Source organism: Schlesneria sphaerica (assembly GCF_044336245.1).
GTDB lineage: Bacteria > Planctomycetota > Planctomycetia > Planctomycetales > Planctomycetaceae > Schlesneria > Schlesneria sphaerica.
Window position 1 is genome coordinate 3796620 of sequence record NZ_CP172346.1, and the last position, 26175, is coordinate 3822794.

19 protein-coding genes are annotated in these 26175 nt (G+C 56.5%); 15 read left to right on the plus strand and 4 right to left on the minus strand.

Features of this window, described 5'->3' with window-relative positions; translation table 11 throughout:
* Nucleotides 1–6 precede the first annotated feature (6 nt).
* Nucleotides 7–390 (plus strand): hypothetical protein, encoded by a 384-nt coding sequence (locus ACGY09_RS13770; protein WP_397568174.1) that lies wholly within the window; start codon nucleotides 7–9, stop codon nucleotides 388–390.
* Between the two features lie 11 nt (nucleotides 391–401).
* Here ACGY09_RS13770 and ACGY09_RS13775 read toward each other — a convergent pair whose 3' ends face one another.
* Nucleotides 402–3818: a PD-(D/E)XK nuclease family protein gene (locus tag ACGY09_RS13775; RefSeq protein WP_397568175.1), complete on the minus strand. Its 3417-nt coding sequence runs from the start codon at nucleotides 3816–3818 to the stop codon at nucleotides 402–404.
* Between the two features lie 525 nt (nucleotides 3819–4343).
* Here ACGY09_RS13775 and ACGY09_RS13780 point away from each other — a divergent pair.
* The 4 genes from ACGY09_RS13780 to ACGY09_RS13795 all read left to right on the plus strand — a co-directional run bounded on the left by ACGY09_RS13780 (nucleotide 4344) and on the right by ACGY09_RS13795 (nucleotide 7537).
* Nucleotides 4344–5849 (plus strand): sodium:solute symporter, encoded by a 1506-nt coding sequence (locus ACGY09_RS13780; RefSeq protein ID WP_397568176.1) that lies wholly within the window; start codon nucleotides 4344–4346, stop codon nucleotides 5847–5849.
* A 44-nt stretch (nucleotides 5850–5893) separates the two neighbouring features.
* Nucleotides 5894–6076, plus strand: coding sequence for a hypothetical protein (locus ACGY09_RS13785; RefSeq protein ID WP_397568177.1), 183 nt, complete (start codon nucleotides 5894–5896; stop codon nucleotides 6074–6076).
* Between the two features lie 62 nt (nucleotides 6077–6138).
* A complete protein-coding gene (locus ACGY09_RS13790) occupies nucleotides 6139–6927 on the plus strand; it encodes a glutamine amidotransferase (RefSeq protein WP_397568178.1) in 789 nt (262 codons plus the stop codon).
* A 214-nt stretch (nucleotides 6928–7141) separates the two neighbouring features.
* A complete protein-coding gene (locus ACGY09_RS13795) occupies nucleotides 7142–7537 on the plus strand; it encodes a hypothetical protein (protein ID WP_373649663.1) in 396 nt (131 codons plus the stop codon).
* A gap of 180 nt (nucleotides 7538–7717) precedes the next feature.
* On the opposite strand, the gene ACGY09_RS13800 is transcribed toward ACGY09_RS13795, so the two are convergent.
* A complete protein-coding gene (locus ACGY09_RS13800) occupies nucleotides 7718–8902 on the minus strand; it encodes a hypothetical protein (RefSeq protein WP_397568179.1) in 1185 nt (394 codons plus the stop codon).
* A 215-nt stretch (nucleotides 8903–9117) separates the two neighbouring features.
* Between ACGY09_RS13800 and ACGY09_RS13805 the strand changes: the two genes are divergently transcribed.
* Nucleotides 9118–11307, plus strand: a complete 2190-nt coding sequence (locus ACGY09_RS13805; RefSeq protein WP_397568180.1) for an Hsp70 family protein — start codon at nucleotides 9118–9120, stop codon at nucleotides 11305–11307.
* Nucleotides 11308–11451: 144 nt separating this feature from the next.
* Here the strand turns inward: ACGY09_RS13805 and ACGY09_RS13810 are convergent, their stop codons facing one another.
* Complete coding sequence (locus ACGY09_RS13810) at nucleotides 11452–12945, minus strand: DUF1501 domain-containing protein (protein ID WP_397568181.1); 1494 nt, start codon at nucleotides 12943–12945, stop codon at nucleotides 11452–11454.
* 361 nt (nucleotides 12946–13306) lie between these two features.
* On the opposite strand from ACGY09_RS13810, the gene ACGY09_RS13815 reads away from it, so the two are divergent.
* From ACGY09_RS13815 to ACGY09_RS13845, 7 genes are all read left to right on the plus strand, one after another.
* Nucleotides 13307–13840 (plus strand): RNA polymerase sigma factor, encoded by a 534-nt coding sequence (locus ACGY09_RS13815; protein ID WP_397568182.1) that lies wholly within the window; start codon nucleotides 13307–13309, stop codon nucleotides 13838–13840.
* The gene (locus ACGY09_RS13820) at nucleotides 13837–14622 is read left to right on the plus strand and encodes a hypothetical protein (protein WP_397568183.1); all 786 of its coding nucleotides are present in this window, start codon (nucleotides 13837–13839) and stop codon (nucleotides 14620–14622) included. Before ACGY09_RS13815 ends, ACGY09_RS13820 begins: the two co-directional genes overlap by 4 nt.
* Nucleotides 14623–15818: 1196 nt before the next feature.
* Complete coding sequence (locus ACGY09_RS13825; protein ID WP_373649657.1) at nucleotides 15819–16862, plus strand: DUF1559 domain-containing protein; 1044 nt, start codon at nucleotides 15819–15821, stop codon at nucleotides 16860–16862.
* Nucleotides 16863–16966: 104 nt separating this feature from the next.
* Nucleotides 16967–17407: a hypothetical protein gene (locus ACGY09_RS13830; RefSeq protein ID WP_373649656.1), complete on the plus strand. Its 441-nt coding sequence runs from the start codon at nucleotides 16967–16969 to the stop codon at nucleotides 17405–17407.
* A gap of 270 nt (nucleotides 17408–17677) precedes the next feature.
* The gene (locus ACGY09_RS13835) at nucleotides 17678–19228 is read left to right on the plus strand and encodes a metallophosphoesterase (protein ID WP_397568184.1); all 1551 of its coding nucleotides are present in this window, start codon (nucleotides 17678–17680) and stop codon (nucleotides 19226–19228) included.
* A gap of 1005 nt (nucleotides 19229–20233) precedes the next feature.
* The gene (locus ACGY09_RS13840) at nucleotides 20234–20914 is read left to right on the plus strand and encodes a hypothetical protein (RefSeq protein ID WP_397568185.1); all 681 of its coding nucleotides are present in this window, start codon (nucleotides 20234–20236) and stop codon (nucleotides 20912–20914) included.
* A gap of 285 nt (nucleotides 20915–21199) precedes the next feature.
* A complete protein-coding gene (locus ACGY09_RS13845; RefSeq protein WP_397568186.1) occupies nucleotides 21200–22060 on the plus strand; it encodes an endonuclease/exonuclease/phosphatase family protein in 861 nt (286 codons plus the stop codon).
* 116 nt (nucleotides 22061–22176) lie between these two features.
* On the opposite strand, the gene ACGY09_RS13850 is transcribed toward ACGY09_RS13845, so the two are convergent.
* Nucleotides 22177–22509: an ArsR/SmtB family transcription factor gene (locus ACGY09_RS13850; RefSeq protein ID WP_397568187.1), complete on the minus strand. Its 333-nt coding sequence runs from the start codon at nucleotides 22507–22509 to the stop codon at nucleotides 22177–22179.
* Nucleotides 22510–22992: 483 nt separating this feature from the next.
* On the opposite strand from ACGY09_RS13850, the gene lysS reads away from it, so the two are divergent.
* Nucleotides 22993–24450: a lysine--tRNA ligase gene (lysS, locus tag ACGY09_RS13855; RefSeq protein ID WP_373649651.1), complete on the plus strand. Its 1458-nt coding sequence runs from the start codon at nucleotides 22993–22995 to the stop codon at nucleotides 24448–24450.
* 43 nt (nucleotides 24451–24493) lie between these two features.
* On the plus strand, nucleotides 24494–26008 hold the full coding sequence (locus ACGY09_RS13860; RefSeq protein ID WP_373649650.1) for an ABC transporter permease: 1515 nt from the start codon (nucleotides 24494–24496) through the stop codon (nucleotides 26006–26008).
* Nucleotides 26009–26175 lie beyond the last annotated feature (167 nt).

Below are 26175 nucleotides of genomic sequence, written 5' to 3' on the forward strand. Positions count from 1 at the left end.
GACGAAGTGCTTAAGACACGGACTCCTTTTGAAGAAGTAATCAAGAACGGGGAACCGTCGCCCGCTGCATTTAATGCGATTGACGGCAGGTTGATTCGGATTCAACTGGTCTATTGTGGCGTTAACATCATTGCGAGCGCGTTCTTCCGTCTGGGACTCAATGCGTTCTTCACCAAGGAGCTTTGCGAGTTCCTTTCGTTGGTCGTGCTGTTCTCAACACTGCTGGGGCCAATCGTCGCGGTACTTGCGGTGGTCACAATCCCTGTTTATTGCCGCTGTACTGACCAGGTAATGCCAAACTCTTTGACGAGTTGCCTGATGCTTGGGGTCAGCATCTTTGTGATGATCTTCAATCTCCGGGTCTATCCGGGACTTCTCGACGGCGTTTGATACCGCCCGAGCTATTCGTCAGCGATGGGACATGGATCGACCGGCGCGGGCGATCGCTTCCCCAGCGCTTCAGCGAGTGGACGAAGCTGGTTCACGCGGCAGACAGTCCGGTACTGGCAGTGCCCGGTGCAGTTATCGTCATTGTTTTCAACGATGAAGTTTCCTGAGCGGATTCCCTCTGCCAGCCGAGGTAAGAGATCGTCCAGCAGGACATCCAGCGACTTCACGACAGCCTCTTCCAGCGGTGCGAAATTCTTGAGTTTCTTCGTGAGGCCCGGTTTATAGCCCGTTTCCTTGAGTGCCCAGTATCCCATCTGGAATGGGACCGCGTCCGGTGCAACCAGCCCCAGACGTCTGACCGCGATCAGATAAAGTGCAAGCTGGATCGAGCGCCCCGAGATCATATCTTCTCGTTTCAGACTGGGGCGTTGTCCGGTCTTGTAGTCGATCACCAAAAATGCGTTCTGCCCTTCGATTGTTCCGCAATCGACTCGGTCAATCCGGCCCCGTACCTTGACGCCAGTCTCTTCATTGCCGAACCGGATTTCAGGGTTCGACTGATCGTCTGAGACAGGGGCATCGGGCAACCGGCCGAACGGAATTTCCGGAGGCAGCGATTCAATCCGGCGAAACACGTTGCCAATCTGTTCCGCATAGCTGGTGTGCTGTTCCGCGAACGCGTCTCCCCACCGCAACAGAATCAGCCGTTCGACCTCAATCAAAGCCCGTTGCAATTCCGTATCGGGAATACGTCGATCGAGTTGTGTGCTGACCAGCTCGTGGAATCGGCTGCGCAAGGCATCGCGATCTTCGGCGAATCCTTCTTTCAGCAATTCCGCCAGGACATCGTGGAGCAAGGTACCCCGTGCCGCAAAATCGGTCCCTTCCTCTGGTGAATCGACCGGCGCGATTCGCAGCACGGTCGAGAGCCAGAACTGGAAAGGGCATTTCGCGTAGGCTTCGAGTTCCGTTGCACTGAATTGATGTCGCGACCCGAATCGGTGCTGCAGCAGCGCCTGGTTTTGGGGAAGCTCCAGTCGCCCCTCGTACGGAGTGAATCCGTGCTGATGGAATCGGTGATGGGCCACATCGCAGGCCGCGAGACTGTTAAATGCGGTCTTCCGCAAAGGTTCCCACTCCAGCACGGCGCGGAACAGCTCGGGATGCCCTGTGTGGGCCTGCACCATCGCCGCCAGTCGGACATCGGTCGGAGTCAATGCTCGATCGACGGTGGGTACAGGATTCAGCTGTCCTTCATACGTTTCGACAAACGCCCCTTTCGTGAACAACGTCGTGAGCGCCGTCACATAGGGACTCGAAAAGACCGGTTGTCCCTTCAGATTGACTGCCGGGTAACTCAGCGTCAGGCTTTTTCGCGCTCGCGTCACAACGCTGTAGAACAGGAACATCTCGTCCGCCTGATGACTCGACCGGTGCCGCAGGATCACGCCATGTTCGTTGAATTCGCGACGTTCTGCTTCGCTGAAAAGACAGTCGTCGCTGCGACTCATGGGGAAGCTGTTCTCCGTCATTCCCAGGAGGAACAGGTGCGGGATATCGAGATTTCGGATCTGTTCCATTCCCAGGATCCGGATACTCCCCCCCGGCTCGATTTCCGCCTTCAACGTCTCATGGCTGAGCAAGTCACTCATTTCCGCGCAGAACTCAGGAAGTTTCATCGACCGAGCGCGTCCTCCCTCTGACAACTTCTGATCGGCTTCGGCGGCCGTTCGCAGGATCCGCTGGAGCAAGTCCCAGTCGCGCGATTCGCTCACCGCAAGCGCGTCATCTGCATTGAGGTGACGACGCGTCCAACCGAGGTCTTCACCGATGGACGCCAAGACGTCCGCCCAATCGGCAAGTGTGTGCGAGCGCCGTAACTGGTCGAGACTTCGTGACAGTCGCGTCAGCAGGGGAAGAGCCACGCGAGCCGCTGCAGTGGCACTGCGCTCTTCGGCAACCGGGTCGGACGCGGGTTCGCCGGCTGCTCGTCCCACCACGCGCAGGATGGTCTCGCGTCCTCCACCAAGCTGCAGTTGACGCAGTACAGCAGCGACAACGCGGACACCCCGGTTCGAGGCCAGCTCAGGCCAGTTCGGCTGAAAGAAACTCGAATCCAAAACCGACAACAGGCGTTCGTAAGGCCAGTCTTCCAGTTCTAACTGAAGCAACGAGGAGACGGCGCGGACCATCGGGCTTGCCGTGAACGGGACTTCGGTCTCACACCAGACGGGAAGCCCTGCCGACCGAAGGAAGTCCCTCAGTCGAGGGCCGTCGTCGGTAATGGTGCGCAGGCCGATCACGATGTCCTGCGGCTGGACAGAACCGGGATTGGCCCCGTGATCGATGACAGTTCCCGATTCCTCACGACCGGACCTGAGCAATGCCTTAATCCGGTGTGCAACCCCTTCCCATTCCGATGCAGGTCCCGTCGCCGCGATGATCTCCAGCCCGTCCGCTTCAGATGAAGGCTGGAGGAATCGGGGGTTCGAGAACAGTCGGTCAGCAATGACTTGAACCGATTTTGCCCGCTGCAGTCGACCTGTTCCTGCATCAGCAGCACCCACCTCAGAACCAACTGTGCCCGCTGTGGCTGCTGAAGCAGCCAGCCATTCCAGTTGAAACTTCGCCTGGGCGTCGAGTTGCTCGCGGATCCGCTGGATTGCCGCAGAGGGTTTAGAGAACAGGTTTGGACGAGTTGTCGTTGGTTCGACGGGTAGGGCGACAATGATCTGATCGATCCACCTCGACAGGATTCCCAGGATCTCATACTGCGTCTGCGTGAAGTCTGCGAAGCCGTCGACGACCACCTGTCCGACATTCGCAAACTCACCCCGAGCTCCCCGATCCAACGCATTCCGAGCCAGCCAGAAGCGGCCTTCGTTGTCGTACCAGTTCTGCTGTGCAAGTTGTTCCTGATAGCGGGAGTAAATCAGTCCAATTTCCAGATCGCGACGCGCGAAACTGGATTTCCGTTTCCGGCAGGCCGCGACAAATTCCTCAGGCCAGATTTCTTCCCGTTTCAGTTCGCTGATGAAGTTGGAAACGATATCCAGAAAACCGGTCGTCCCGGCGATCGGGCGGAAGTAGCGTAGTTCGCCCTGATCCTGCAAGCCACTGGCAATCCGGCGGATCAAGAGCCGCTTCATCACCGGCGAGATCGGCGAGTCCGGCACGCCTTCCGATTCCAGAATCTTTCGTGCGAACTGATCGAACGTCAGAATATTCGGTGAGAAGCAAACCGCACCCTGGCGGGCGACAACTTGCCGAACGATCGATTTCTGAATTCGCTGCGTCGGCGAAAGCCACAAGCAGGTCCCGAACCGCCCCTCAGACCGGGCCCGCTCCAGAGCGGCCCCATAAGTCTTCAGCAGCCTCTCGGTCTTCCCCGCTCCAGCGCAACCCGCGATGATAGTGAATTGAGTCATACCGGCATTCTAAATGCCCACTGCCGACGGAACCAGTACACGCGTATCGTCGCGAGCCAGATCGTCGCGAGAGAGTCGCTCGATCGAGTTGTTGTCCCTGTCCGGACACCGGTGACCTCTGCAGAATGCGGTTCACTCACATCCATCGGCGATCAGACCTCCGGCAAGATTCATCGTGAGCCTGTGCAGTGCGTCCAGTCATTGCGTGTGATTCGAACGCAATCGACGCGATCAACTCGCGACAGGTCCATGGAGGTCATGTCCTGTTGATTGACCTGTTCCAATCAGTGCGACATTCAAGTGGCGGCGGGCCAGCCCGTCACCGGCACGGGAGATAACACCCGAATCCGAACAGAACGATTCACGATTGCCAGGCGGTTGCGGAAGGACGCAGGTCCGGGGATTGAGACGCTTCTGAAGATGGCGAAAGTCGAATGAGCGCGCTATAAGATTGGTCCTGTTCTCACGGGTTCCGATCCGTCCACAGTTCGTTATTTCAGTTGTTTTCTTTTCAACGGATTCGACGTGACTAACTTTTCCTGGTTGGTGGATGGCAGCATTGTCGGACTCTATCTGGTCGTCACGATGGCGGCCGGATTGATGGTCCGGAAATATGTCGGCAAGGTAGAACACTTTCTGGTTGCGGGCCGGGAAATGAACCTCTATCTGGGGATCGCATCACTGGCGGCCACAGAGTTCGGCATTGTGACCTGCATGTACACAGCCCAGTCGGGGTATGAGTACGGCTTTGCAGGGTCCACGCCCGGAATCCTGCAGGCACTCGCCATGCTGGTAATTGGTGTCACCGGATTCTGCGTCAAGCCGCTGCGCGACTCTGGTGTGATGACGATCCCCGAATTATTCGAAGTTCGTTATGGACCCTTCATCCGCTGGCTTTCCGGCGTCGTGATTGTGTTGGGTGGCCTGCTGAACATGGGGGTCTTCCTGCGAGTTGGCGGAGAGTTCCTGGTCCTTGTCAGCGGGTTGAACGAGAAGTATCTCGTCATCTCAATGACGGCACTTCTGCTGATGGTGGCGATCTACACCATTCTGGGAGGAATGCTCTCTGTACTGGTGACCGACTTCCTGCAATTCATTGTGATGAGTCTTGGCCTGCTGGCGGTGACTTACCTGATTCTGTGGAATGTCGGCTGGACAAAGATTATTGACACCGTGCAACAGACACACGGAGCAGGGGGCTTTAATCCTTTCATCCATCCCAAACTCGGCTTTGAATATGTGCTGGCTCAGGCGTTTGTTCAGATTGCAGCCACGCTGACCTGGCAAACGACAATTGCCAGACTGCTGGCGGCAAAGGATACGTGGACGGGACAGAAGGTCTACATCGGCACCAGCTTCTTCTTCGTCTGCCGCTTTCTGATCCCCGGTATCTGGGGGATCGCAGCACTCGCGATGCTCAGCCCTGACATTCTTGCGTCGCGGGCAACCGATCCCTCCAACGCCACGTTGCAGGCGATGCCCATTTACCTCAGCACGTTCGTTCCGATCGGTCTCATGGGATTGCTGGTGGCGGCCATGCTGGCAGCAGATATGTCGACCGACTCGTCCTACATGATTACCTGGGCGGCAGTCATCTATAACGACATCCTCGCCCCGTTCCGTCGAAACAAAACGTCCGAAGCAACAGGTCTGCTGATTAACCGTATGATCGTCGCCGCAATCGGGGTATTTCTGTTCTTCTACGGTCTCTTTTATAAACTCGAAGGGGGCCTGTGGGATTATCTGACCACTACTGGAACAGTTTATCTTTCCAGCATGTCAGTGCTGCTGATCGCCTGCTGTTACTGGAAAGGGGCCAATAACTGGGGCGCGGCGGCCGCGATTGTCGTCGGTGCCGTATTCCCCATCGGTTATCTGGTCTTGGAGAAGACAATTCCCGGCGGGGCTACGACTTTGCATGATTCTTACGGATTCACGCAGGACCGGGCCAAAATTTCTGCCTTCGCGCTTTCCGCAGTGTCCATGGTTCTCTTCTCGCTGCTGAAGCCCCGTCCCGCTGCACAGAACTGATGTCGCCGCCTCGCTTGCTCATCAACCTGGATGAAAGCACATTCATGGAAACATATCGCTGGTTCTGGAGTCTGCTGGCCATCGCTACCCTCGTCTGGTACAGCACGATCACTTTGTTCGTTGCTTACAAAGGGGTGTTTGATATTCAGCACATGCTGAAGAAACTCAGCGGCGGTGACTTCAACCCCGATGCGCCGGAAGCTCCGGTCACCGGAAACGAGCAGTAACTCGCCGCAGTCGCCCCTCTCTGACTCATCCAGACAAGACACGCTTTCGGAACGACACCGTCATGGCAAAGATTTACTACGTGGGCGACTGGGCCATTCAACTGGGGCCGGTCTACGCCGAATCTCCTTTTCACCACTCCGTGAAAGGGACAGAAATCTTTAACTATGGCAAGTGGCTTAAAGAAGCGATTGAATCGACCGGCGAGCACCAGGTGACCAGTGTCCCCGGTTGGGACTTTTACATGCTCAAGCCGGGGGAATACGAAGAGATCCTCGCGTCCTACGACGCCGTGATCTTTTCCGATGTCGAGGCTCGAAACTTTCAACTGGCCCCCGCCTTCTTCAAGCGGGAAGGCTTCGGCAAACAGATCCTGACGTTTCCAGATCGGATTCGCCTGACGATCGAAGCTGTGGAAGCGGGGATGGGCGTCATGTTTCTCGGGGGCTGGCAAAGCTTCAGCGGAGACCATGGCATGGGGGGCTGGGGACGCTGCCGGCTGCGTGAACTCCTGCCCGTCACCTGCCTCGACTACGAAGACCTCGTCGAGAGCACTGAAGGCTACACGGCGGAAGTGCTCGATGCGGACCACCCGATCCTGAGAGGAATTGATTTTTCATCCCTCCCACCGATCCTGGGATACAATCAGGTCAAGCCGAAAGAGGGAGGACAGGTCATCGCCCGCTGGGCCGGCACGACCGACCCGCTGCTCGCCGTCGGCCAGATCGGCAAAGGTCGGTCGATCGCCTACACCTCCGATCCAGCCCCGCACTGGGGCTGTAACTTCGTCTTCTGGGAACATTACAACCGCTTCTGGTTGAATGTGGCCGAGTGGCTCGTCGGGGTACGCTGAACGATCGTCACCTTGACCAGTTGATACACACTGTCGCATCGCATCGACTTCAGCTGGATTTCACCTAGTTCCCGCCGACTAGTGCTTGAAATGCGCGTCTCGACAACCGATGGTAAGAAAGTAATGAATCATTACGAAACTCTTGCCCGCGCATGACGGTCTGCCGTTAGTGAGGCAGACGATTCAACAGGTGTATCCATTCAAGGAATGTCAGATGCAACGACGTGATCTACTGATTCTCAGCCTGGCGATTTTTGGCTTTCTGGGTCAGGCAAACGCCGCGGACGCCGATCCTACCGGTACCTGGAAATGGTCCTTCACCAACCCCCAGAACAATCAGTCACGTGACGTGACTTTGAAGCTGAAGCTCGAAGGAGACAAGCTGACCGGATCGATGCCCGGCCGTAACAACAACGAAGTCAACATCGAAGACGGCAAGTTCAAAGACGGCGTCGTCTCTTTCTCCGTGACCCGAATGAGAAACGGTAACTCGTTCACCACGAAGTACTCGGGCAAACTCGAAGGGGACACCATCACCGGCAAGACCGAAAACGAACGGAACGGGTCCACCCAGACGCGCGACTGGGTCGCCAAGCGAGAAAAGTCCTGATCCCGTCTGATACGAACAACATAACCACAGCGTCCCTCACCGGAGCTGTGGTTTTTGTTTTCCCCGTAGCGCCCCATGAACATTCAGGGGCACGATGGGCAATCGAACCAGAGGTTCACCCCCTCACGGCAATTCATCCGGTCTGCAAGCCAATGCTTACCTCCCCCAGTCAATGCTCACTTATTGCGGCGGCTTGGGTTTCAGCTTCACAGTGAGTTGCTCGATCTGAAATTGCACCCCGATGGGCTCGAAGATCTGCTTGAAGAAATCGTCTGCCGAGACCTTCCTCACTTTGATCTCGACCTTCTGCTGAAGATCAATCCCCGCAGCAAGGAACTCGCCTTCATCGTATTCGAAGGTCACCGCCGATTCCTCGAGCTTCTTCATGAGAGCGAGCACGGGAACCCCGGAAGCCTCCAGCGAGAATTGCTGCTCTCGCAGCGGCTTCGGAGCTTCAATGCGAGTCGAGCCGCCAACCGGTTCACCCCGGAGCAGCCCCGCGACCGCTTCCTGATCCTCAACAGTCCCTTTGACAACAATGTCCGTTTTGACGAGCTGTGCATCGACACGCGGCAGTTGTGAACGAATCATCTCCAGCGCTTCGTCCCGCTTCTGCCGGGACCGATGCTTGCGTTCGACGGCAACGGTTTCCGGGACCGGCAACAGTTCGATACTCGCCCCCTGTTCACGCCATCCGAAGGTCAGATCGAACTGGATCAGCACGACGCTGAGAGCCTCAACAACCGAGACATCGGGCAGCGTCATCCCGGCCCACAGGTCGTGAGGAATCAGATCCGCGTTAGAAACCGTGATCCTGGCACTCTGCGAAAATCGGTCGAGCACCTCACGCGGAGTCTCAAGATCCCGCGACGTGAAGGTTTGATGTTTCAATAATTCCGAACGTCGCCCACGAGCAATCCCGCTCTCCCTGGATTGCACCTCAAGTTCTCTCTGTTCGATCAGAGTTCTTAGCTTTCTGGCAGCCTGCCGGGGACCGATGTAGACCACATTATCGGGGAACGACACGTCCGCATCAGCGTGCCGGGCAATACTGAGCAGCCCCGTTCGCAAAGAAGCGGTGGTCACGTCGATCGGCAGTTCCACGGAAGGATCGACGCGGCGATCGATCACAATGGCGATTTGCCGATCTGCACCGATATCTTTCAGCAGCGCCCGATATTCCACACTCGTCCAGCTACCGGAAAAGGGCTGTTCGAGCTCGTGTCGATAGCGGGCCCCCGTGAGCCATTCGACGGACGAAGTGAGTCCCGCGGCCGAATCAGTCTCACCGTATGCCGAGGCAACCAGCACAAGCAGCACGGGAAGAATCAGAAGAAGCGTTCGCGTTTCCGGTGGCCGTTCCATGAAAAATCCCCTGTAGCGGACGCCAAAATGCAATGTTACCATACTTCAGACGATTTCGATGCGCCGCTGTTCCGCGAGGAGCCTTTGAAATTCGACATCCCTTCCAACAGGTCTCTTAGGTCAGCGTAAAATCAAATCCTTGAGCGGAACGAGCACTTCTCGGCCCGACGAGTTTCGCCAGCACCGAACGCCCCTATCTTGAAGAGCAGCGACATATGAATCCGACACACGCCGTCGGCATCGACTTGGGTACAACATACTCATGTATTGCCTATTTGAACGAGCACGGCGAACCGGTTTCGATCCCCAATAAAGATGGCGAACTTTCGACTGCTTCGGCGGTCTTCTTCGACGGTAACGAGGCCATCGTCGGCACCGAAGCCCTGCGCAATTCCATCCGGCATCCCGATCGAGTGATCGTACATGCCAAACGGTATATGGGCAGCCCCACTCACCGCTGGAAGATCGCCGGGAAAAGCTACTCACCCGTCGATGTCAGCACGCTCATTCTAAAATCACTGCTCGATGCTGCACGCGAGAAACTGGGCAATATCACGAGTGCCGTCATTACGGTTCCCGCTCAGTTCAGCGATGTGCAGAGGCAGGCCACCGCCGAAGCAGGGAAGCGTGCCGGGCTGACGCACGTCGACATTATTAACGAACCCGTTGCAGCCGCCTTGTGCTTCGTGCTCGGAACCGAAGGAATCTGGTTTACGGAACTCGCCACCAGTCAGACCGTCATGGTGGTCGATCTGGGCGGCGGCACGTTTGATCTTTCGCTGGTCAAGTATCAGCCGAACGAAGTCAGCGTGATCGCCAGCGGCGGGGATTTGCATCTGGGAGGGCTCGACTGGAACCGCGCGCTGGAAACGGCCATCGGTAAGCAGTTTCACAAAGAATTCGGCGTCGATCCCATGAAGGATCGTGAGAGTGCTCAGGCCTTGGCGATGGAGGCCGAGCAAACCAAAAGAAGTCTTTCTGTGAGGCCGAAAGCCGCGATGACGGTGGTCGCCGGAGGACAGCGGAAAACGTACCAGGTCGAAGTGGAACAGTTCGAGCGTCTTACCAAAGACCTGGTTGAACGGATGAAGCAACTGACGCTGGACCTTCTGGCAGAACGAAAGATGGGTTGGGCCCGGGTCGACGTGGTCCTGACAACAGGCGGGTCGTCGCGCATGCCGATGGTTCGCAAGATGCTGAAGGATCTCAGCGGACGAACACTCAATACCTCGTTGTCTCCAGATCAGTCCATCGCACATGGAGCGACGTACTACGCAGGCATGTTGCTGACGAACAATTCCTTCGCCAAATCGATTCTGAAGCCTCAGGCCTTCGACCGACTCGCCCAATTCAAACAGAAAAGTTCCAGCGCGCGAGCGCTCGGCGTTCTGATTCGGGATCAGGAAACGGGACAGCGCGTGCCGAACTACATTCTTCCGGCACACACACCACTCCCCGCATCCGTCAAGCAGTCGTATGGAACGGTGTCAGACAACCAGCGACGGGTTCATCTGCGAATTGTCGAAAGCGGCACGGCGGCGGATTCCGATTTTGTGGAACTGGGCGACTGTCTGATTGAGCCGCTTCCCGAGAATCTACCGGAAGGAACAGAGATCGAAGTCACCATCTCCTACGATGAGCAAGCCCGGGTTCATGTTGCCGCCAAGGTGCAGGCGACGGGACAGGAGGCCCAGACCGAGATCGTCAGACCCGAGAATCTGGTTGTATCAGCCCTGCATGACGCGGATCAGGATGTTGACGAGATCATCCGCCTTGAACCAGAGAAGACAGCCGTCGCGGCGACAAATCAGGCCCCGGCCGAATCGATCAATCTCGATTTTCCCATCGGTCCCCTCGCGGAAGAACGAAAACCCGCTGCGCCCCCTGCACCACTTCCGAGGATCAACAGACCGGCAGAATCGATCATGACGAAACTCGAGGAATCGAGTCGCCCGATCCCCCTGTGCAATCAGTGCGGCGACCCGATCGACGCCGGTGGCAAGTGCCCACATTGCCAGTCTCCGGCAATCGTGGATAAGAAGGCGACGGTCAAGCCGGCGGCACCTCCGCTAACTGCGGCACCCAGAAAGAGCGTCACCCCGGCAGCAACCCGTCCCGACAATGGAACTGCAGTCGCGAAGCCTGCGAGCAATTCGTCGGCGGCCGTTCCTGTGACGGAAGATCAGGAGCTTCTGGACTTCCTTCGCGACACAGCAGACTCAAAAGAACTGATCGCCAACGGCAACAAACCTGTCGCTGCCTCGGCTGCGAAGCCGAAGATCAAGCCCCCGCCGCTACCGCCGACTCAACCGCAAGCCAAGTCTGGCTCACCCAGGAAGATACAGGAATCACTACCGCTCGCCCCGGACGATGATGCCGAGTTCTGGAAGAGATTCGATCCCTAGGGCTCAAGGCTGGCGATCCCTGTCGAAACAGATGACTTGCGGGACAAGGATCACAGGACAGTCGCCGCCAGACGATGACGACGAACCCCGCTTGCACGCATTCAGCGAGTTCTCTGATCGGCGGGGCCGGAGGGCGTCAGGGCATCACGCCAGAATTTCCTGAATGACGTGCCCGTGCACGTCGGTCAGTCGACGATCGATTCCATTGTGGCGAAGGGTGAGTCGCGTATGGTCGATCCCCAGCAGATGCAGCATCGTGGCATGGATATCGTAGACTTGCGTCGGATTCGCCCGGTCCAGCGGCTTGTAACCCCATTCGTCGCTTTCACCGTAGGTGGTTCCCCCTTTGATGCCCCCTCCCGCCAGCCAGTTCGTAAAGACGAATGGATTGTGATCGCGTCCCAGACCTCCCTGGGCACAGGGCATGCGGCCAAATTCGGTGGTCCAGTGAATGATGGTGTCTTCCAGCATGCCCCGCTGTTTGAGATCGGCGATCAGCGCCGCTGCCCCGCGTGACATTCCCAGAGCCAACGGTCCGTGATCTCGGGGGACGTCCTCGTGTGAATCCCAGTTTCGGCGAGGAAATCCATTGTCGCAGCCCGACCAGATCTGAACGAACCGAACACCCCGTTCGAGCAGCCTGCGGGCAATCAGGCATTTCCGCCCAAAGATGTCCGTCTCTTCCGGAACGTTGATCTCCTTGGGGAACTCGCCCCCGCCCTGGTCCAGACCATACATCCTCAGAATGTGCTGAGGTTCGTTGGTGATATCCAGAGCTTCGGGCGCGGCCAGTTGCATACGGGCAGCAAGCTCGTAGGACTTGATTCTCGCTTCCAGCCTTGAGTCGCCCGTCCTGGATTCTGCGTGAAGTCGATTGAGCCGGTTCATGACACTCAGGCCAGCCGAGTCTGCTTCTTTCGACACCAGCCCCTCGATCGGGAACAGATCCTCGATCGGATTCACCGCGCCGGGGCGAATCAGTGTCCCCTGGTGCAGCGCGGGAAGGAATGCCGAATCCCAGTTCTTCTGACCGTTTGAGGGGAAGCCACGATGATCCGGCATCACAACAAACGTCGGCAGGTTGTCGTTCATACTTCCCAGGCCATAGCTGACCCACGCTCCCATTCCGGGGAAGCCGGGCATCTGAAAGCCTGTTGCCTGCAGCAGCGTCGCGGAACTGTGAACTCCTGTTTTGCCAACCAGATTGTGGATAAAGGCCACCTCATCCACCACGGATCCCAGGGGCGCACTGATCTCTGACAGTTCTTTTCCACACTCGCCGTAGGAATTCCATTTCCAGGGTGGTGCGAAGGTTGCTCCGTGTCCGTTCTGGAACAGCTCGACTTTTTCGCCCGGGTCCCACGGCTGGCCGTTTCGCTTTTCCAGTTCGGGCTTATGGTCATACAGATCAATGTGACTGGCGGCCCCCGCCATAAAAAACTGAACAACGCGAGTCGCTTTGGGGGGAACATGCAAAACGTCCAGAACGCCCCGGTTCGCACGGGCCCCCGTGACGGCAAACGTACTTCCGGAGTTTGCAGCGAGTTCTCGATCACACAGGCTGGCGAGAGCAACTCCGCCCAGACCACCACCGTATTGCCACAGGAGGTCACGTCGGGAAATAAGAGCGGAAGACATCGCGAATGATCTCCACAGGAAGCCGCAAACCGGATGCGAGATAACACGCCCGCGATACAAGTGGTCACGCCGACGACAATGCGCCAAGGTCCCGTTCCGATTCGCAAACGGCATCCCAGTCTAAGTCGGAAAACAGGCCGCAACAAGATTGGGTGCAACGACCGTTTCTGAAGCGCGTACAATTCCACCCGCTGACGGTAACCCGGGGGAACGTGTCGTGTTAGGATACAGTCGTCAGGGCGGACACTCGTTTCGCGGGAAGGGGAGGGCGCATCCCCATCAATCCCCCTTAGCGAAAAATTTTGAACTGGTCAGGGAATTTTTTGATCACGACAGCGTCTCTGATAGGTTGAGGTCCCTTATGTCTGAAGGCTCGTGTCCCGTTCAGATTGCCGAGTTGGTCGAGCAATTCGCAGAATTGCTCTATCGCTACGCGTATCGCCTGACAGGAAATGCAGTCGACGCAGAAGATTTGACTCAGCAGACATTCCTGACGGCCCAGCAGAAGTGCGATCAGCTTCGCGACTGCAATGCGGCCAAAGGATGGCTCTGTTCGATCCTGAGGAACGCCTTCCTGACGACTCGACGACAACGGGGAAGGACGCAGCCTCTGGAAGGGGTCGTCGATTCACTTTCGCTCCAGGATCCCCCCGATTCGCTCGTGGACCCTGACGAACTGCAACGGGCGCTGATGGAATTACCGGAAGAACATCGTTCTCCGCTGATCCTGTTTTACTTTGAAGAATTTAGTTATCAGGAAATCGCGGAACAGATGCAACTTCCGATTGGAACCGTGATGAGTCGCCTTTCCAGGGCGAAAGCTTTCCTGCGGCGGCGTCTTTCGGAAGAGACGGAAGTCGGCGGCAGAAATCATCGAGAGAAGGTCGCACTATGAACTGCGCCGAGGTTGAGTCCCTGCTCGATCTGCTCGCGCATCCCGATCATGGGGGACACGATTTCTCACAAGGTGAGCTTCACAAGCACCTGGCGACCTGCCCGGCCTGCCGACACGCCTTTGAGTCGATCGAGCAGTGGGACGCGCAGATTCGGCCTGCGATGAATCAGGTCGAAATCCCAACCGGCTTCGCACAACGCCTGACCTCCGTACTTCAGGACCACAGCCCGGAACCCACCGTGGCCAAACCAACCCCAGCAGCTATTCGGCGTTGGTTCAGTCCGCTTCGTACATTCACCGTGGTCTGCACACTGTGCATTTTTGCTGCCGCCTTCTGGTGGGGTCAGCAACAGCGCCCGAATCCGATTCTGACACCCGCGAATATCACGTCCCTTTGGGAACAACTGGACCGCCAGAGTCTAAGCCCGTCAAATACGGAAGCACGACTCCCTCGCAGCTGGTCATCGCTGACTCAGATCATCGACCACCCGTGGCAGCAGGTGCATCTGGCGAGCTCCCGGCTGACGATTCCCGCAAAGCGACTGGAAATCCGTGCCAAGCGCGGCACGTCAGAAGAAGGGTGGCTGATGGTCGTCCCTAAATCAAGCTGGGGAGTCACCCCCGTGGCTCCGATTTCCGCCGCCCGGATTCAGTATATCCCGCGACGAGTGTGGATGGCGTGGAACGAAGGGGACAACGTGTTTGTGCTGGCGGTCGACGGATCGCCCCAGTCGCTCGAACAGATTCAGCGTCAGTTAGAACTCAATAACACCGTGCTTTAAGGTAGGCTTGGGTCAGAGCTCCACGACACTGACTCAAGGTCCCCACACCTGACGCTCCGGTTGGGGGAGAATCACTTCGGCCCGCCCTGTTTTTCAAACGATCGGCCCCGTTCTCCTCGCTCGGCGAAGTATCGAGGCCATCGCTTGACATCGGTCACCCCTCTGATTTCACCTGATCTCACCGGGCCATTCTCCTGGAGTGACAGCGTTTCAATTACGGGGCTACTACCTGACAGGAAGTGTGCGCGAGTGCAACTTCGGGTTTCATTAAGTTCGCGTGAAGAAATTAACATGAGGGTTGCGGCCTCAGCTTCAAAATGCTAGCGTCATAGTACTGAACAGCGATTCCACTGGGCCATGAATGTTCAGATGATAATCGGAGAATGAGACGCTCGAATCATTCGACGACTGGTAGTGACTGGTCAGAAATTGGATGCGGCGGAGCAAGAGCCTTTTCGGGTTTTCTTCTTCCGCCGGTCGTATCGCAATCGCTTTCCCTGCCTGTCTTCGCGATGAAATTCATTTCCAGTCGGCTTACACCTGCAGGCGATCATCTGATCGTCGCGCGTTGCTGAATAAACACTTCGCCTTACGCAATTCATTTGTCTTGTCCGTTCCAATGAGTCGGAATTCTGCAGTTCAACCCATCCGCCACTCCGGATGATTACCGATACGCTTCTCAAATGTCGCCTGAGGATTGGTATGCTGCTAATTTTTAGGGAGCCGCGTCCTTCGCAAACCCTGGACTCTAATTTCCAGGCTGAGGCGCTGGTCCGTTTTTCCGCGATGAACGAGCCTGCAACACTTCTGCCACTTACAGCGTGGTGGCCCATCGCGAGAACGTAAATTCCTTGCGGGGCAGAACGACTGACTGTGTCCCCCCTTGCCGCTTCTGAAGTCCGGATGCGTATAATCGGGTGACTCACATCGTTTCTGCATTCTTGAAACCTGGCCGGTCATTGCGGTCGAAGGCGTCATCGCTGCGACTGAGATCGAGCAGACTTTTTCATCGTCGTGTCCCTGAGCCCCAACGGGAGCCCCAACGCCATACATCAACGCTGTGACCGAGTCCGTTTTCTGGTCCAGCGTCATCTCAATCATAAAGCGGTACGAATCATTCGATGGCGTCCTGCTGTCGCCAATTCATGTCAATTTGTTCTGTTTGTAGTCCTGTCTTTTATGTTCTGGAGATTTCGATGAGAGAAAAGCGGCGCGGTCGACATGGTTTTACTCTGATTGAATTGCTGGTGGTCATTGCGATCATCGCAGTCCTGATCGCTCTCCTGCTGCCTGCGGTGCAGCAGGCGCGGGAAGCAGCACGTAGAACCCAGTGTAAAAACAGTCTCAAGCAAATTGGCCTCGCGATGCACAACTATCACGATGCCTACAACCAGTTCCCTCCAGGGTACATCGCCAAGACGGCATTCAACATTACATCGGGCGAGCGCAGCCTATGGAGCTGGGGTACGTTTATCCTCCCCTACATCGATCAGGCACCGCTGTACAGCCAGCTCAATGCCGGCAACAACCTGCTGGAAACGGCACTGGCGGTCAATCCAAGTGTCCTCCAGAATAAGCTCGCTGTTTTTCGATGTGCTTCGGACGTTGGACCACAGACGAATAACTACGTCGACACGATGACCACGGGAGCAACGACGACGAACTGGTATATCGCCAGCCTGCAAGACGCGAACGGCAATCTCGTTCCCATTTCAGTATCGAACTACGTGATGGTCGCTGGCCCAGGAGACAGTACGACTCCACAAGTTCGTGACCCGGCCCAGTCGTTGAATCAGCCACTGGGAGTCGGTTTTCAGAATGGGAATGTGGGGCTGCGGGATATCACCGATGGCAGTAGCAACACGTTGCTGGTTGGCGAACGTGCCTGGCAGTACAAGGGCATGACCGTTGGAGCAGCAAACGTCTTTGGCTTCTCGGCCGCCGTCGTTGACCAGGGATCTTCCGCTAATGTGAAATCGGCAGCCATGAACGTATTGGGGCTGACCTATAACGGCATCAATGCCACCATCGGCCTCCAACACGATCGACGCGGTTTCAGTAGCAACCACGTCGGGGGAGCACATTTCGTTCTGGCTGATGGTTCTGTGCGACTCATTAGCGAGAACATCGACTACCTGAAGCTCTCCTCCGCCACAGCGCCGGTTCCTTTCGGCTGTGTGACCACGACGTTCGCCCGCCTGGCGGCACGAAACGATGGACAAATCGTGGGCGACTTCTAAGGCAAAGATTTCGTACCCGAATGTTCTTCTAGTCCTGTCGGCGGAAAGCATCGACCAGCGTCGTCGGTGCTTTCCGCCCTTTGAAACTTTGCAGCGGAAAATCGATGTTCAATCAGAAGACTTTTGCTTTAGGCTTGCTCTGGGCCGGATGTGTCATCACGACGATCGGCTGTGGGGGAGCCGACCGGCCCCCTCTCGGCAAGGTGACCGGAACGGTGACCATGGAAGGGGATCCCGTCGAAAACCTGATCCTGCTGTTCAAGCCGGAAGTTGGTCGGGCCGCAACGGCCAAGACTGACGTAAACGGCTTTTATCGAGTTGAGTACGTCAAAGGCGAGCCGGGAACCAAAATCGGCCCCACGACCGTCCTGCTCGAGTGGCCTCTCGGCTACGAAGCACCGTTCCCGATCCCACCTCGCTATACGGGGGCCAATTCGGAACTGAAGCTCGAAGTCGTCGCAGGGAACAATCCGTTCGACATCGAACTGGAGCCGCTCACCGAAGCAGAGAGGAAGAAAGCCGAGAAAGCCATCCCACTTGAATGACGAGAACCCGTTCGTTCATTCCCGTAGGGTTGTCCAATCGGTCGTTGCCACCTGGGCCCCATTTGCGGGTAGACGGTGAAACGGCGAAGTTGCCCCTGGTTCCCACTCATTGAACCGGTGGCAGACTGACTCTGATCGAATACTCGCCCCCAGGCGAGCATCGCTCTGCATCCGCTGACGCGAAGCTCAGCACGACACGCTCATCAAAGCCAGGGTAGCACACCCTGGTTTTGTCGTTACTACCAATTCGAGATGGGGACGAACGCCCTGATGTTCAAGCAACACGTATTTCTTGCAGCAATGGCGTTGGGATTACTGACACAGGGCGATCTGCGAGCTGACTCGTTTCGTGTGCGTCCGTATCTTCAGAATCCTGCGAAGGACGCCATGACCATTCGCTGGTTGTCGGAAGACGAAACACCCGGCGAGTTGATGGTGGAAACCCCCGATGGCCTGAAGCGATTTGTGTCTCAGCCCACCAAAGCCGATTCCCTCGCGTACAGCCCCTTCGCAGAAGAACCGGGCGGCCCTCATCCCGGACTGCCATGGATCCACCGTATTCGCGTGACCGGTCTCAAATTGGGAACCCGTTATTCTTACCAGGTGACTCAAGGAGCGGATCGGCGGTCCGGTACGTTTCAAACGGCCCCTGACAGAGATCATCCCGTCCGATTCATGGTCTATTCGGACCCCGAAACCGAGCCGGAATCAACATCGAGCCCACCTGTCGACTGGCCCGTGAACTCTCGCAGCAATCGCCCGACAGACATCCTGAAGTACGTCACCGATCAGACGACGGGCTATCGCCAGAACATCCAGATCATGGCCGCCCGAAATCCAGACCTGATTCTCGTCACAGGGGATCTGGTCGAAACAGGGGGCGAACAACGCGACTGGGACGAGTTCTGGCGACATAACGCCGGAGACTATGGAGCGATTGCTTCGAATGTGCCGCTCATCCCCGCCATCGGAAACCACGAGAACTTCGCCGGTCCCGGTGGAGGCTATTCGGCGGAAGGAGCCAACTTCGCCACCGACAAGTTCCTGACCTACTTTGAGGCCCCCTCCAATCAGGCGACGAACTCGAAACATACGGGTCGCTACTACCGTATCGACTATGGCCCGATTTCGATTATCACCCTTGATTCGAGCGACGGCCTTCCGCATAAGTCAGCGGCCGATACGAACCATAATCTCGAAGGGAGCAACGCGCCCGACTTCAATCCGGGCTCCGAACAATACCGCTGGCTCGAACAACAACTGGCGGAAACACAGAAAACAAGCCGTTTTACCTTCGTGCAGTTCCATCACACGATGTACGGATCCGGCCCGCACAGCATCCCGTTCGGCAACGAAAAATTTTCAGGTCAGGCAGGGATCCCGATGCGCGTCCTCGAGCCACTGTTCTTCCGCTACGGGGTCGATGTGGTCTTTTCCGGCCATGACGAAATGCTGGAACGGTCACAGACAAACGGCGTGGAAACCCTGACCGATGGGACGAGCAGACCTCACACGATCCACTTTTACGATGTCGGTATTGGCGGTGATGGTCTTCGCGGACCTTCCGTCGGGTTTGACAATCCGCACCGGAAGTTCCTGGCCCATGAGGATGCCCCAGAGTCCTGGAACGGCAGACAGCTCATCTCGGGCGGAAAGCATTACGGACACCTTGAGGTCAATGTGGCCCCCGATTCAAATGGACGCTGGCAGGTAGAACTCTCACCCGTTCAGATCTTTCCGTTGTTGAATCCGGAAGGCAACGTCACCGGTTGGGAACGCAGAGTCTATGACGACGTCGTGAGAATCACTTCGAACGACTGAAACTGCCAAGCGACCGCGACAATCCAACGAGCGGCTGAGCATCAGCGGTCGCCTCTTCCCGCGCCCCATACGATGAGCCACGGAAGAGGCATGATTCTTTCCGGATTGTCAAATAACCCTTTTTCCATCGAAGCGCTTGTCGCCTCTAAAGAGCGGAACGTGAGACCCTGAACGGTTCTCAAGTTTTGGCTCCCCGCTCCCCAGCCTCAGGCGGGCGGGAAGGAGAAACAGCCCCCCCTGAACAATGGGGACTCTCTCCATCCGCGTTGCCTGTCCCAGGTTTCAACCCGTTTGGGTGTCCGACCTTTTCACGCTTCCTGGTTCAGTTGATCCTCAGAATTCCACGAAGTAGCAATCTGCCGCGTCAGCAATGTCGCGAATGGGGAAATGCCGCTTGCCGGAATCCGGTGGCCAGCCCGGCCAGTCCGCTCGAAACGCTTAAAGTGTAACCACTACAGCACATGGGACTGGCCACCGGCTGGCCAAGGGTTGGCCAGCTGGCCAACCCGTTTCTGTTTGTTGAAAAAACGGGGCAGGCCCCCTCCGCAGTGCCGTCCCACTCGACTCGAATGACGTTCGATAGTCCGACGACCATGTTCGACTTCTTCTCTCACCTTTTGCGGAAAATTCCCCCAAGCAAGGAGTGTCAGAAACAAACAGCAATACCGCGATCCCAAACTTCCAAGCGATTGGAATCGACCCCACAGCTCAACCTCAGTTACTCAGCAGCGGCCCCCACCCAGACGGACATGACAACAGTATTAACCACGATAACCATGATGGGGTCCGCGGGTGCCGCCTATGTCGTCCTAGAACGAGTTGCTGTCCTTCGTGGCAGGGGAGTGAGCCGCGTGGCTAAATTGTCAACTTCCTGGAAACGATGTGATCGCCTGCAAGTCCACATTCGTCGAGGACTTCAACTGCGATTCAAAGTGGTAGCTTCCCCCAAACATGTTCTTGGCGGTTCGAATGCAAATACTGCCTCCGAACCCCAGACGGCCAACCATGATTGAAACTGAAGCATCAGGTCCGTTGCCCGAGTTCGAAAAATGGGTTGAGTCCTGGTTTATCGAGTCAGGTGAAGAGCTCTCGGATGAGGACGAAGACTGGCAATTATCCAGTCAAGATTTGGCCGAGTATTACGCTCGGCTATTCGAGACCCCTGAGTTTCTGGCCATGAAATTCACACGAGAACAGCTGGCAGCGGGCATCTGGAATATTTGTGGTCCTCACGGTTCATGGCATGATGCAATGAACCCATCTGTTCCTGACTCCATTCGCCGTCGCTGTGTACGTGCAATCGGAACTCTCTACACGAACCTCTTGGACCCGATGTGCATCTTCGTGTCGGACGACGCACAAGAAACAGACCCACTCTGCCGTGCGGTCTACATGATGTGGGACATGGACGGCATCAGTCTTTTGCAGACGTATCCAGAATTCCAAGACGATTGTGTCGGCGTGCTTTGGGCGGCAATCAACTGCAAAAGCGTTGCTTGCGTTACCAGCGGATTGCACGGGATTGGTCATTGGATTTCAATCGGTGAAGGGCAGCACGACTCAAAGCTGGTGGATTGGCTACAAGCCTGCATCGATGCTTTCCTGGTTCGCTATCGCCAGAATGTCGATGCCGATCCTTCACTCATCGAATACGCTGTCGACGCTCGAAGTGGGACGGTGATGTGAAATACAGCGAGTTTCGGAATCGAGGCAGGACTGGCACAACTGTCCGACCAACAGTTCAAACCCGAGTTCACGGAGCAAACGATTGAGCTTGTCGTGAAATACATGTTCTCAACCGGTCGCCAGACGATCCGTCTCCAGCCAAAATTCCAGCCGACTCTCTGATTCACGTTTCCCGGGCGACACCGCCAAGTCCTCCCGATACGATCTGCTAGTGTTGAGACGTAGAAACCAACTAGCCGTCGGCCCTTTTTGGGTTCCGCGGCGGGCAGACAAGGAACCCATTCCATGAAAGCGCTCCTGCTCGCTTTGATCGTTCTGACCACGATGGTGCAAACGAGCTTCGCTCAAACAGTGACGGTGATGTCGTGGAACATCCGTCTCAACACTCCTCGCGATGGCGTGAACGCCTGGCCGAACCGCAAGGACTGGCTGGCCAGGATCGTTGCTGACAACCAGACCGATATCGCCGGGTTTCAGGAGGTTCTGGCCGGGCAGCTTGAGGACCTGAAAGAACGACTCAAGGACATGGACGCGTACGGAGTGGGTCGTGATGACGGCAATGGGGCCGGGGAGTTTTCGCCGATCTTCTACCGCCGGGACCGTTTTGAACTGCAAGTAAAGTCGACATTCTGGCTCTCGTCGACTCCTGATGAAGTTGGCAGCAAGGGCTGGGATGCCGCCCTCCCGCGAATCGCCAGTTGGGTCAAGCTGAAAGATCGTCAGTCGGGCAAGCAATTCTATGTGCTGAACACCCACTTTGATCATCGAGGGGTCCAGGCCCGGGCGGAAAGCGCGGCCTTAATTGCGAAATACGTGCGGGCGAAGTTTTCTGACCTTCCCGTCATCCTGACGGGGGACTTTAATACCACTCCCGATTCGGAGCCGTACCGCACCATAACCGGGGCAGAAATCGAAGGCCGCTCAGTCTTTCGGGACACGTACGCCCATGCCGCGCAAAAGCCGGAAGGCCCCGACTCGACCTGGAACGGATTCACGGCGATCGTGCCGGGACAGCGAATCGATTTTGTCTTCACCACGGAATCGGTGAAAACATTGCGGATCCGAATTCTTGATGACCAGAAGGAAGGCCGATTTCCGTCAGACCATCTCCCCGTCGTTGCAGAACTACGTCTGGGTGCAGAATAAGTCCCGGTTTTGAAGGTGCCCCAAAGTCGATGTCGAGTCACTCGGCGCGGCTGACCGGAGAGTGCTGAGGGGGATGTAAAAAGGTCTCTTCCCATCGCCATCCGTGCAGCGACGCGTTACGACTTGTCATTCTTCACGGGGGGAACCTCGATTCGACAGCACCCCAGGTTCAGAAACTCTTTTCGACTTTGAGCGACCTTCTGAAGCAAGTCTTTCCGGAGTCGGTAAACCATAAATCGACCGTCACGTTCGACCTCAAGCAACCCCGCGTGTTTGAGGATCTTGAGATGGTGGGAAACCGTCACCAGTTCGACTTCCAGAAATGCCGCGATATCCCCGACAGTCATTTCACCATGGCGCAAAACATCGACGATCCTCAACCGAATCGGCTCGGAGAGGGCCTTCAATTGATCCGCGCAGGCTCTGGATTGAAAGTTGTCGTTTTCCAACGAGAATCGACCTTATCCACCGATGTGAAGGACTCGGGTTCCACGACGCGACTGGTCTGATCCGACAACCGCATTAAAAGTTGCGAACAATCAGGTTCCCGGCGCTGTCTGTCCTGTGCCCCCGCTGCGGGCGAGGGCGACGTCCTGCACCGGGACATAATCGCTAACATTGCCAAATTGATTAGAATATGAGAGGACGAATTCTGCAAGAGGATGATTGTCCTCGGCATGGTTGAAAAACACTCCAGTCCGAGAGGGGTTTCCGTCCGCATCCAATTTAAATTGGGGAAGGAATACGCCCTCCAATTGCAATCGGGATGTCCCCTGTGGACACTCAGACCGGTCGCGGACTACAAGAGCAATTTCCGGCAGGTTTTGAGCTGCCATTGACGTTTTTTGCCGATTCCCGCATAGTTCGACCCTTCCTAGACCCCGCTGTTTCTCATTTTCGCTGTTTCTCATTTTCAGAGAGAAGTTTGCTCGATGTCCGAGACGCCCGACCGTTTGGAAGCCGCTCGATTGGAAAAGCTCGCGAAGATCGAGGCTCTCGGCCTTGATCCGTGGGGCCAGCGTTTCGACGGTCATATCACCATCGAGCAAGCGCGGGAACAATGTCCCACCGAAGGTGGCATTGACGGAGCGACTGTGCGCGTAGCTGGCCGAATCATGAAGTGGCCAAAGACGGGCAAACTGAACTTTCTGCACGTCCAGGATTACTCAGGCCGCATCCAATTGATGCTGTCCCAGAAAGACTCGTCCCCGGAGACGTGGGCCTTGCTGGACTGCCTGGACCTGGGCGATCTGATCGGCGTTGAAGGACGACTGCGCCTGACGAATACTGGCGAGAAGACGATCTTTGTGACCCAGCTTGTGATCCTGTGCAAGTCGCTCGCTCAGCCACCGGAAAAGTTCCACGGACTTCAAGACAAAGAACAACTGCTGCGACAGCGCTACGTCGACCTGATCTACTCGGAAGGCGTTCTCGATCGGATGTTCAAGCGGCTGCGGATCATCGATTCGATCCGTCAGACGCTGCGCGGCGAAACCTTCTTCGAAGTCGAAACTCCCGTCCTGCATTCGATCGCGGGGGGAGCGGCTGCACGCCCCTTTATCACGCACCACAATGCCCTCGACATTCCGCTCTTCCTGCGGATTGCCCTTGAACTGCACCTCAAGCGGCTGATGGTCGGCGGTATTGAACGCGTTTATGAGATTGGCCGCGTCTTCCGAAACGAAGGTGTCGACAGCACTCACAACCCCGAATTCACCATGATCGAGTTGTACCAGGCCTATGGCGACTACAACTCGATGATGGACCTTGCCGAAAAATTGATTTCGCAGGCCGCGATCGCCGCCAATGGATCGGCTGTCGTCCCTTGGGGCGAAAAGACCATCGACTTCACGCCACCTTACCAGCGTGCCCGCTACGGCGATCTGTTCCGTGAGCACGCTGGCTGCGACATGCACGACGCTGAAGCGGTTGCTGCCGTGGCGAAGAAGCTGCATATCCCCACCGAAGGCCGCCATCCTGACGTCATCGTCAACGACGTGTTTGAAGCAACCGTCGAAGACAAACTGATCGGACCCGTTTTCGTTATCGACTATCCGGCCTCAATGTGCCCGCTGACGAAGCGGAAGCGTAACGATCCGACGATCGCAGAACGGTTCGAGATGTTCGTGGACGGTATGGAAGTAGCCAACGCCTACACCGAACTGAACGACCCTCGGCTTCAGGAAGAACTGTTCCGGACACAGCTCGCCGGACTTTCCGAAGAAGATTCAATGGCTAAGATGGACCACGACTTTGTTCGCGCCCTGAAGGTTGGCATGCCGCCAGCAGGGGGAATGGGAATTGGTATCGACCGCCTGATCATGCTGCTGACGAACACCAACAGCATTCGTGACGTGATCTTCTTCCCATTGCTCAAGCCCGAACAATAGCCGAAACGCCTGAATCCCAACTGACTACGCCAAAGGACTGGCAATGTACAAACTGATTCTCTGCCAACGATACCTTCGGACTCGTTACATCGCTCTGGCGAGCATCATCAGCGTCACCCTGGGGGTGGCGACGATGATCGTGGTCAATTCAGTCATGGCCGGGTTCGGCAGTGAGATGCGGAATCGGATCCAGGGGATCCTGTCCGACGTCATCATCGAAACGCGCAGCATGAACGGCGAGTTCGATCCCGAAGGGTATAAGCAGCGGGTTCGTGAGCTGGTCGGGAAGTACATTTCGGGTGTCACGGCGACCGTCGAAGTGCACGCCATCCTCAGCTACAAATCGCTGGGAGACTACGTACCTCACCCGGTCAATCTGGTCGGGATTGAGCCCGAGAGCAAATCGGAAGTAAGCCCCCTGGCTGAGTATCTTCAGAGTTACCAGGCCCAGGTCGAGAATGACAAAGAGATTCCTGCAGAGCGATCGAAAGACGAACCGCTGGGCTGGGAACTGACTCCCGCCGCAATGAAGCGCCGGGAAGCCAATGCCGAGTACTACCGTCAGATGAAACGACTGAGTTCGCAGATGCGGGCACAGCGTGAGATGGACGAACCCTCATCCGAGGATCCTTTCGCTCTGGATAAAGAACCTACCGTCGAAGAGGACACGCTTGGCCAGCCGCAGAAAGGTCGACTCTACGTCGGTGTCGGACTGGCGACTTATCTCGGAATCGATCCGGAAACAAAAGAGCCCAAAACTTACAACATGATTCAGCCGGGCGATGATGTGCGGATCACGACCTACTCGGCCGGTACCCCCGCTCCGAAGTACTTCATCGCGACGGTCGTCGATACGTTTAAGACCAAGATGAGCGAATACGATTCGAATCTTGTGTACTGCAACCTGGAAGAGCTGCAGGAAGTCCGGGGGATGCTGCGACAGAACGAGGATGGTACTCAGACACGGGCGTTTACCTCACTCCAGATCAAGCTGAAGGACTATCGTGACGCTCCCAAGGTACTGGAAATTCTGAAAGCGAACTTCAGTCCCGAATTTTTCAACGTGAATACATGGGAACAACGACAGGGTCCGCTGCTGGCGGCGGTCGATGTGGAATCGTCGATTCTGAACATCCTGCTGTTCCTCATCATTACCGTCGCGGGGTTCGGAATCCTGGCCATCTTCTTCATGATCGTGGTGGAAAAGACGCGTGACATCGGAATCCTGAAAGCACTGGGGGCCAGTTCTTCTGGCGTGATGTCGATCTTCCTGACTTATGGCCTGCTGCTGGGGATGGTCGGTGCCGGTGCCGGAGTGGTGGTCGGCTTGTTGTTCGTTCACTACATCAACGAGATCGAAAAGGTCATCTCCTTCTTGACGGGACGCGAAGTCTTCCCCGAACAGATCTACTACTTCAAGGATATTCCCACCTACGTTGACCCGTTCACCGTTTGCTGGGTCGCCTTCGGAGCCGTGACGATTGCCGTTCTGTCGAGTGTACTGCCAGCACGCCGGGCCGCCCGATTGCGACCAGTGCAGGCACTCAGGTATGAATGACCCGGACTGTGATCGTCAACCTGATACGGCCTTCGGAACAAATTAACGACGACAGACAGAGGGAACCGGTTCTGCGTCAATACGACTGGCTCGGACGGCAGCAAACACATAACAACATCGTTTTCACGGAACGGAAGCCATGCCAGCTCTCATCTCTCCTTCGCTGA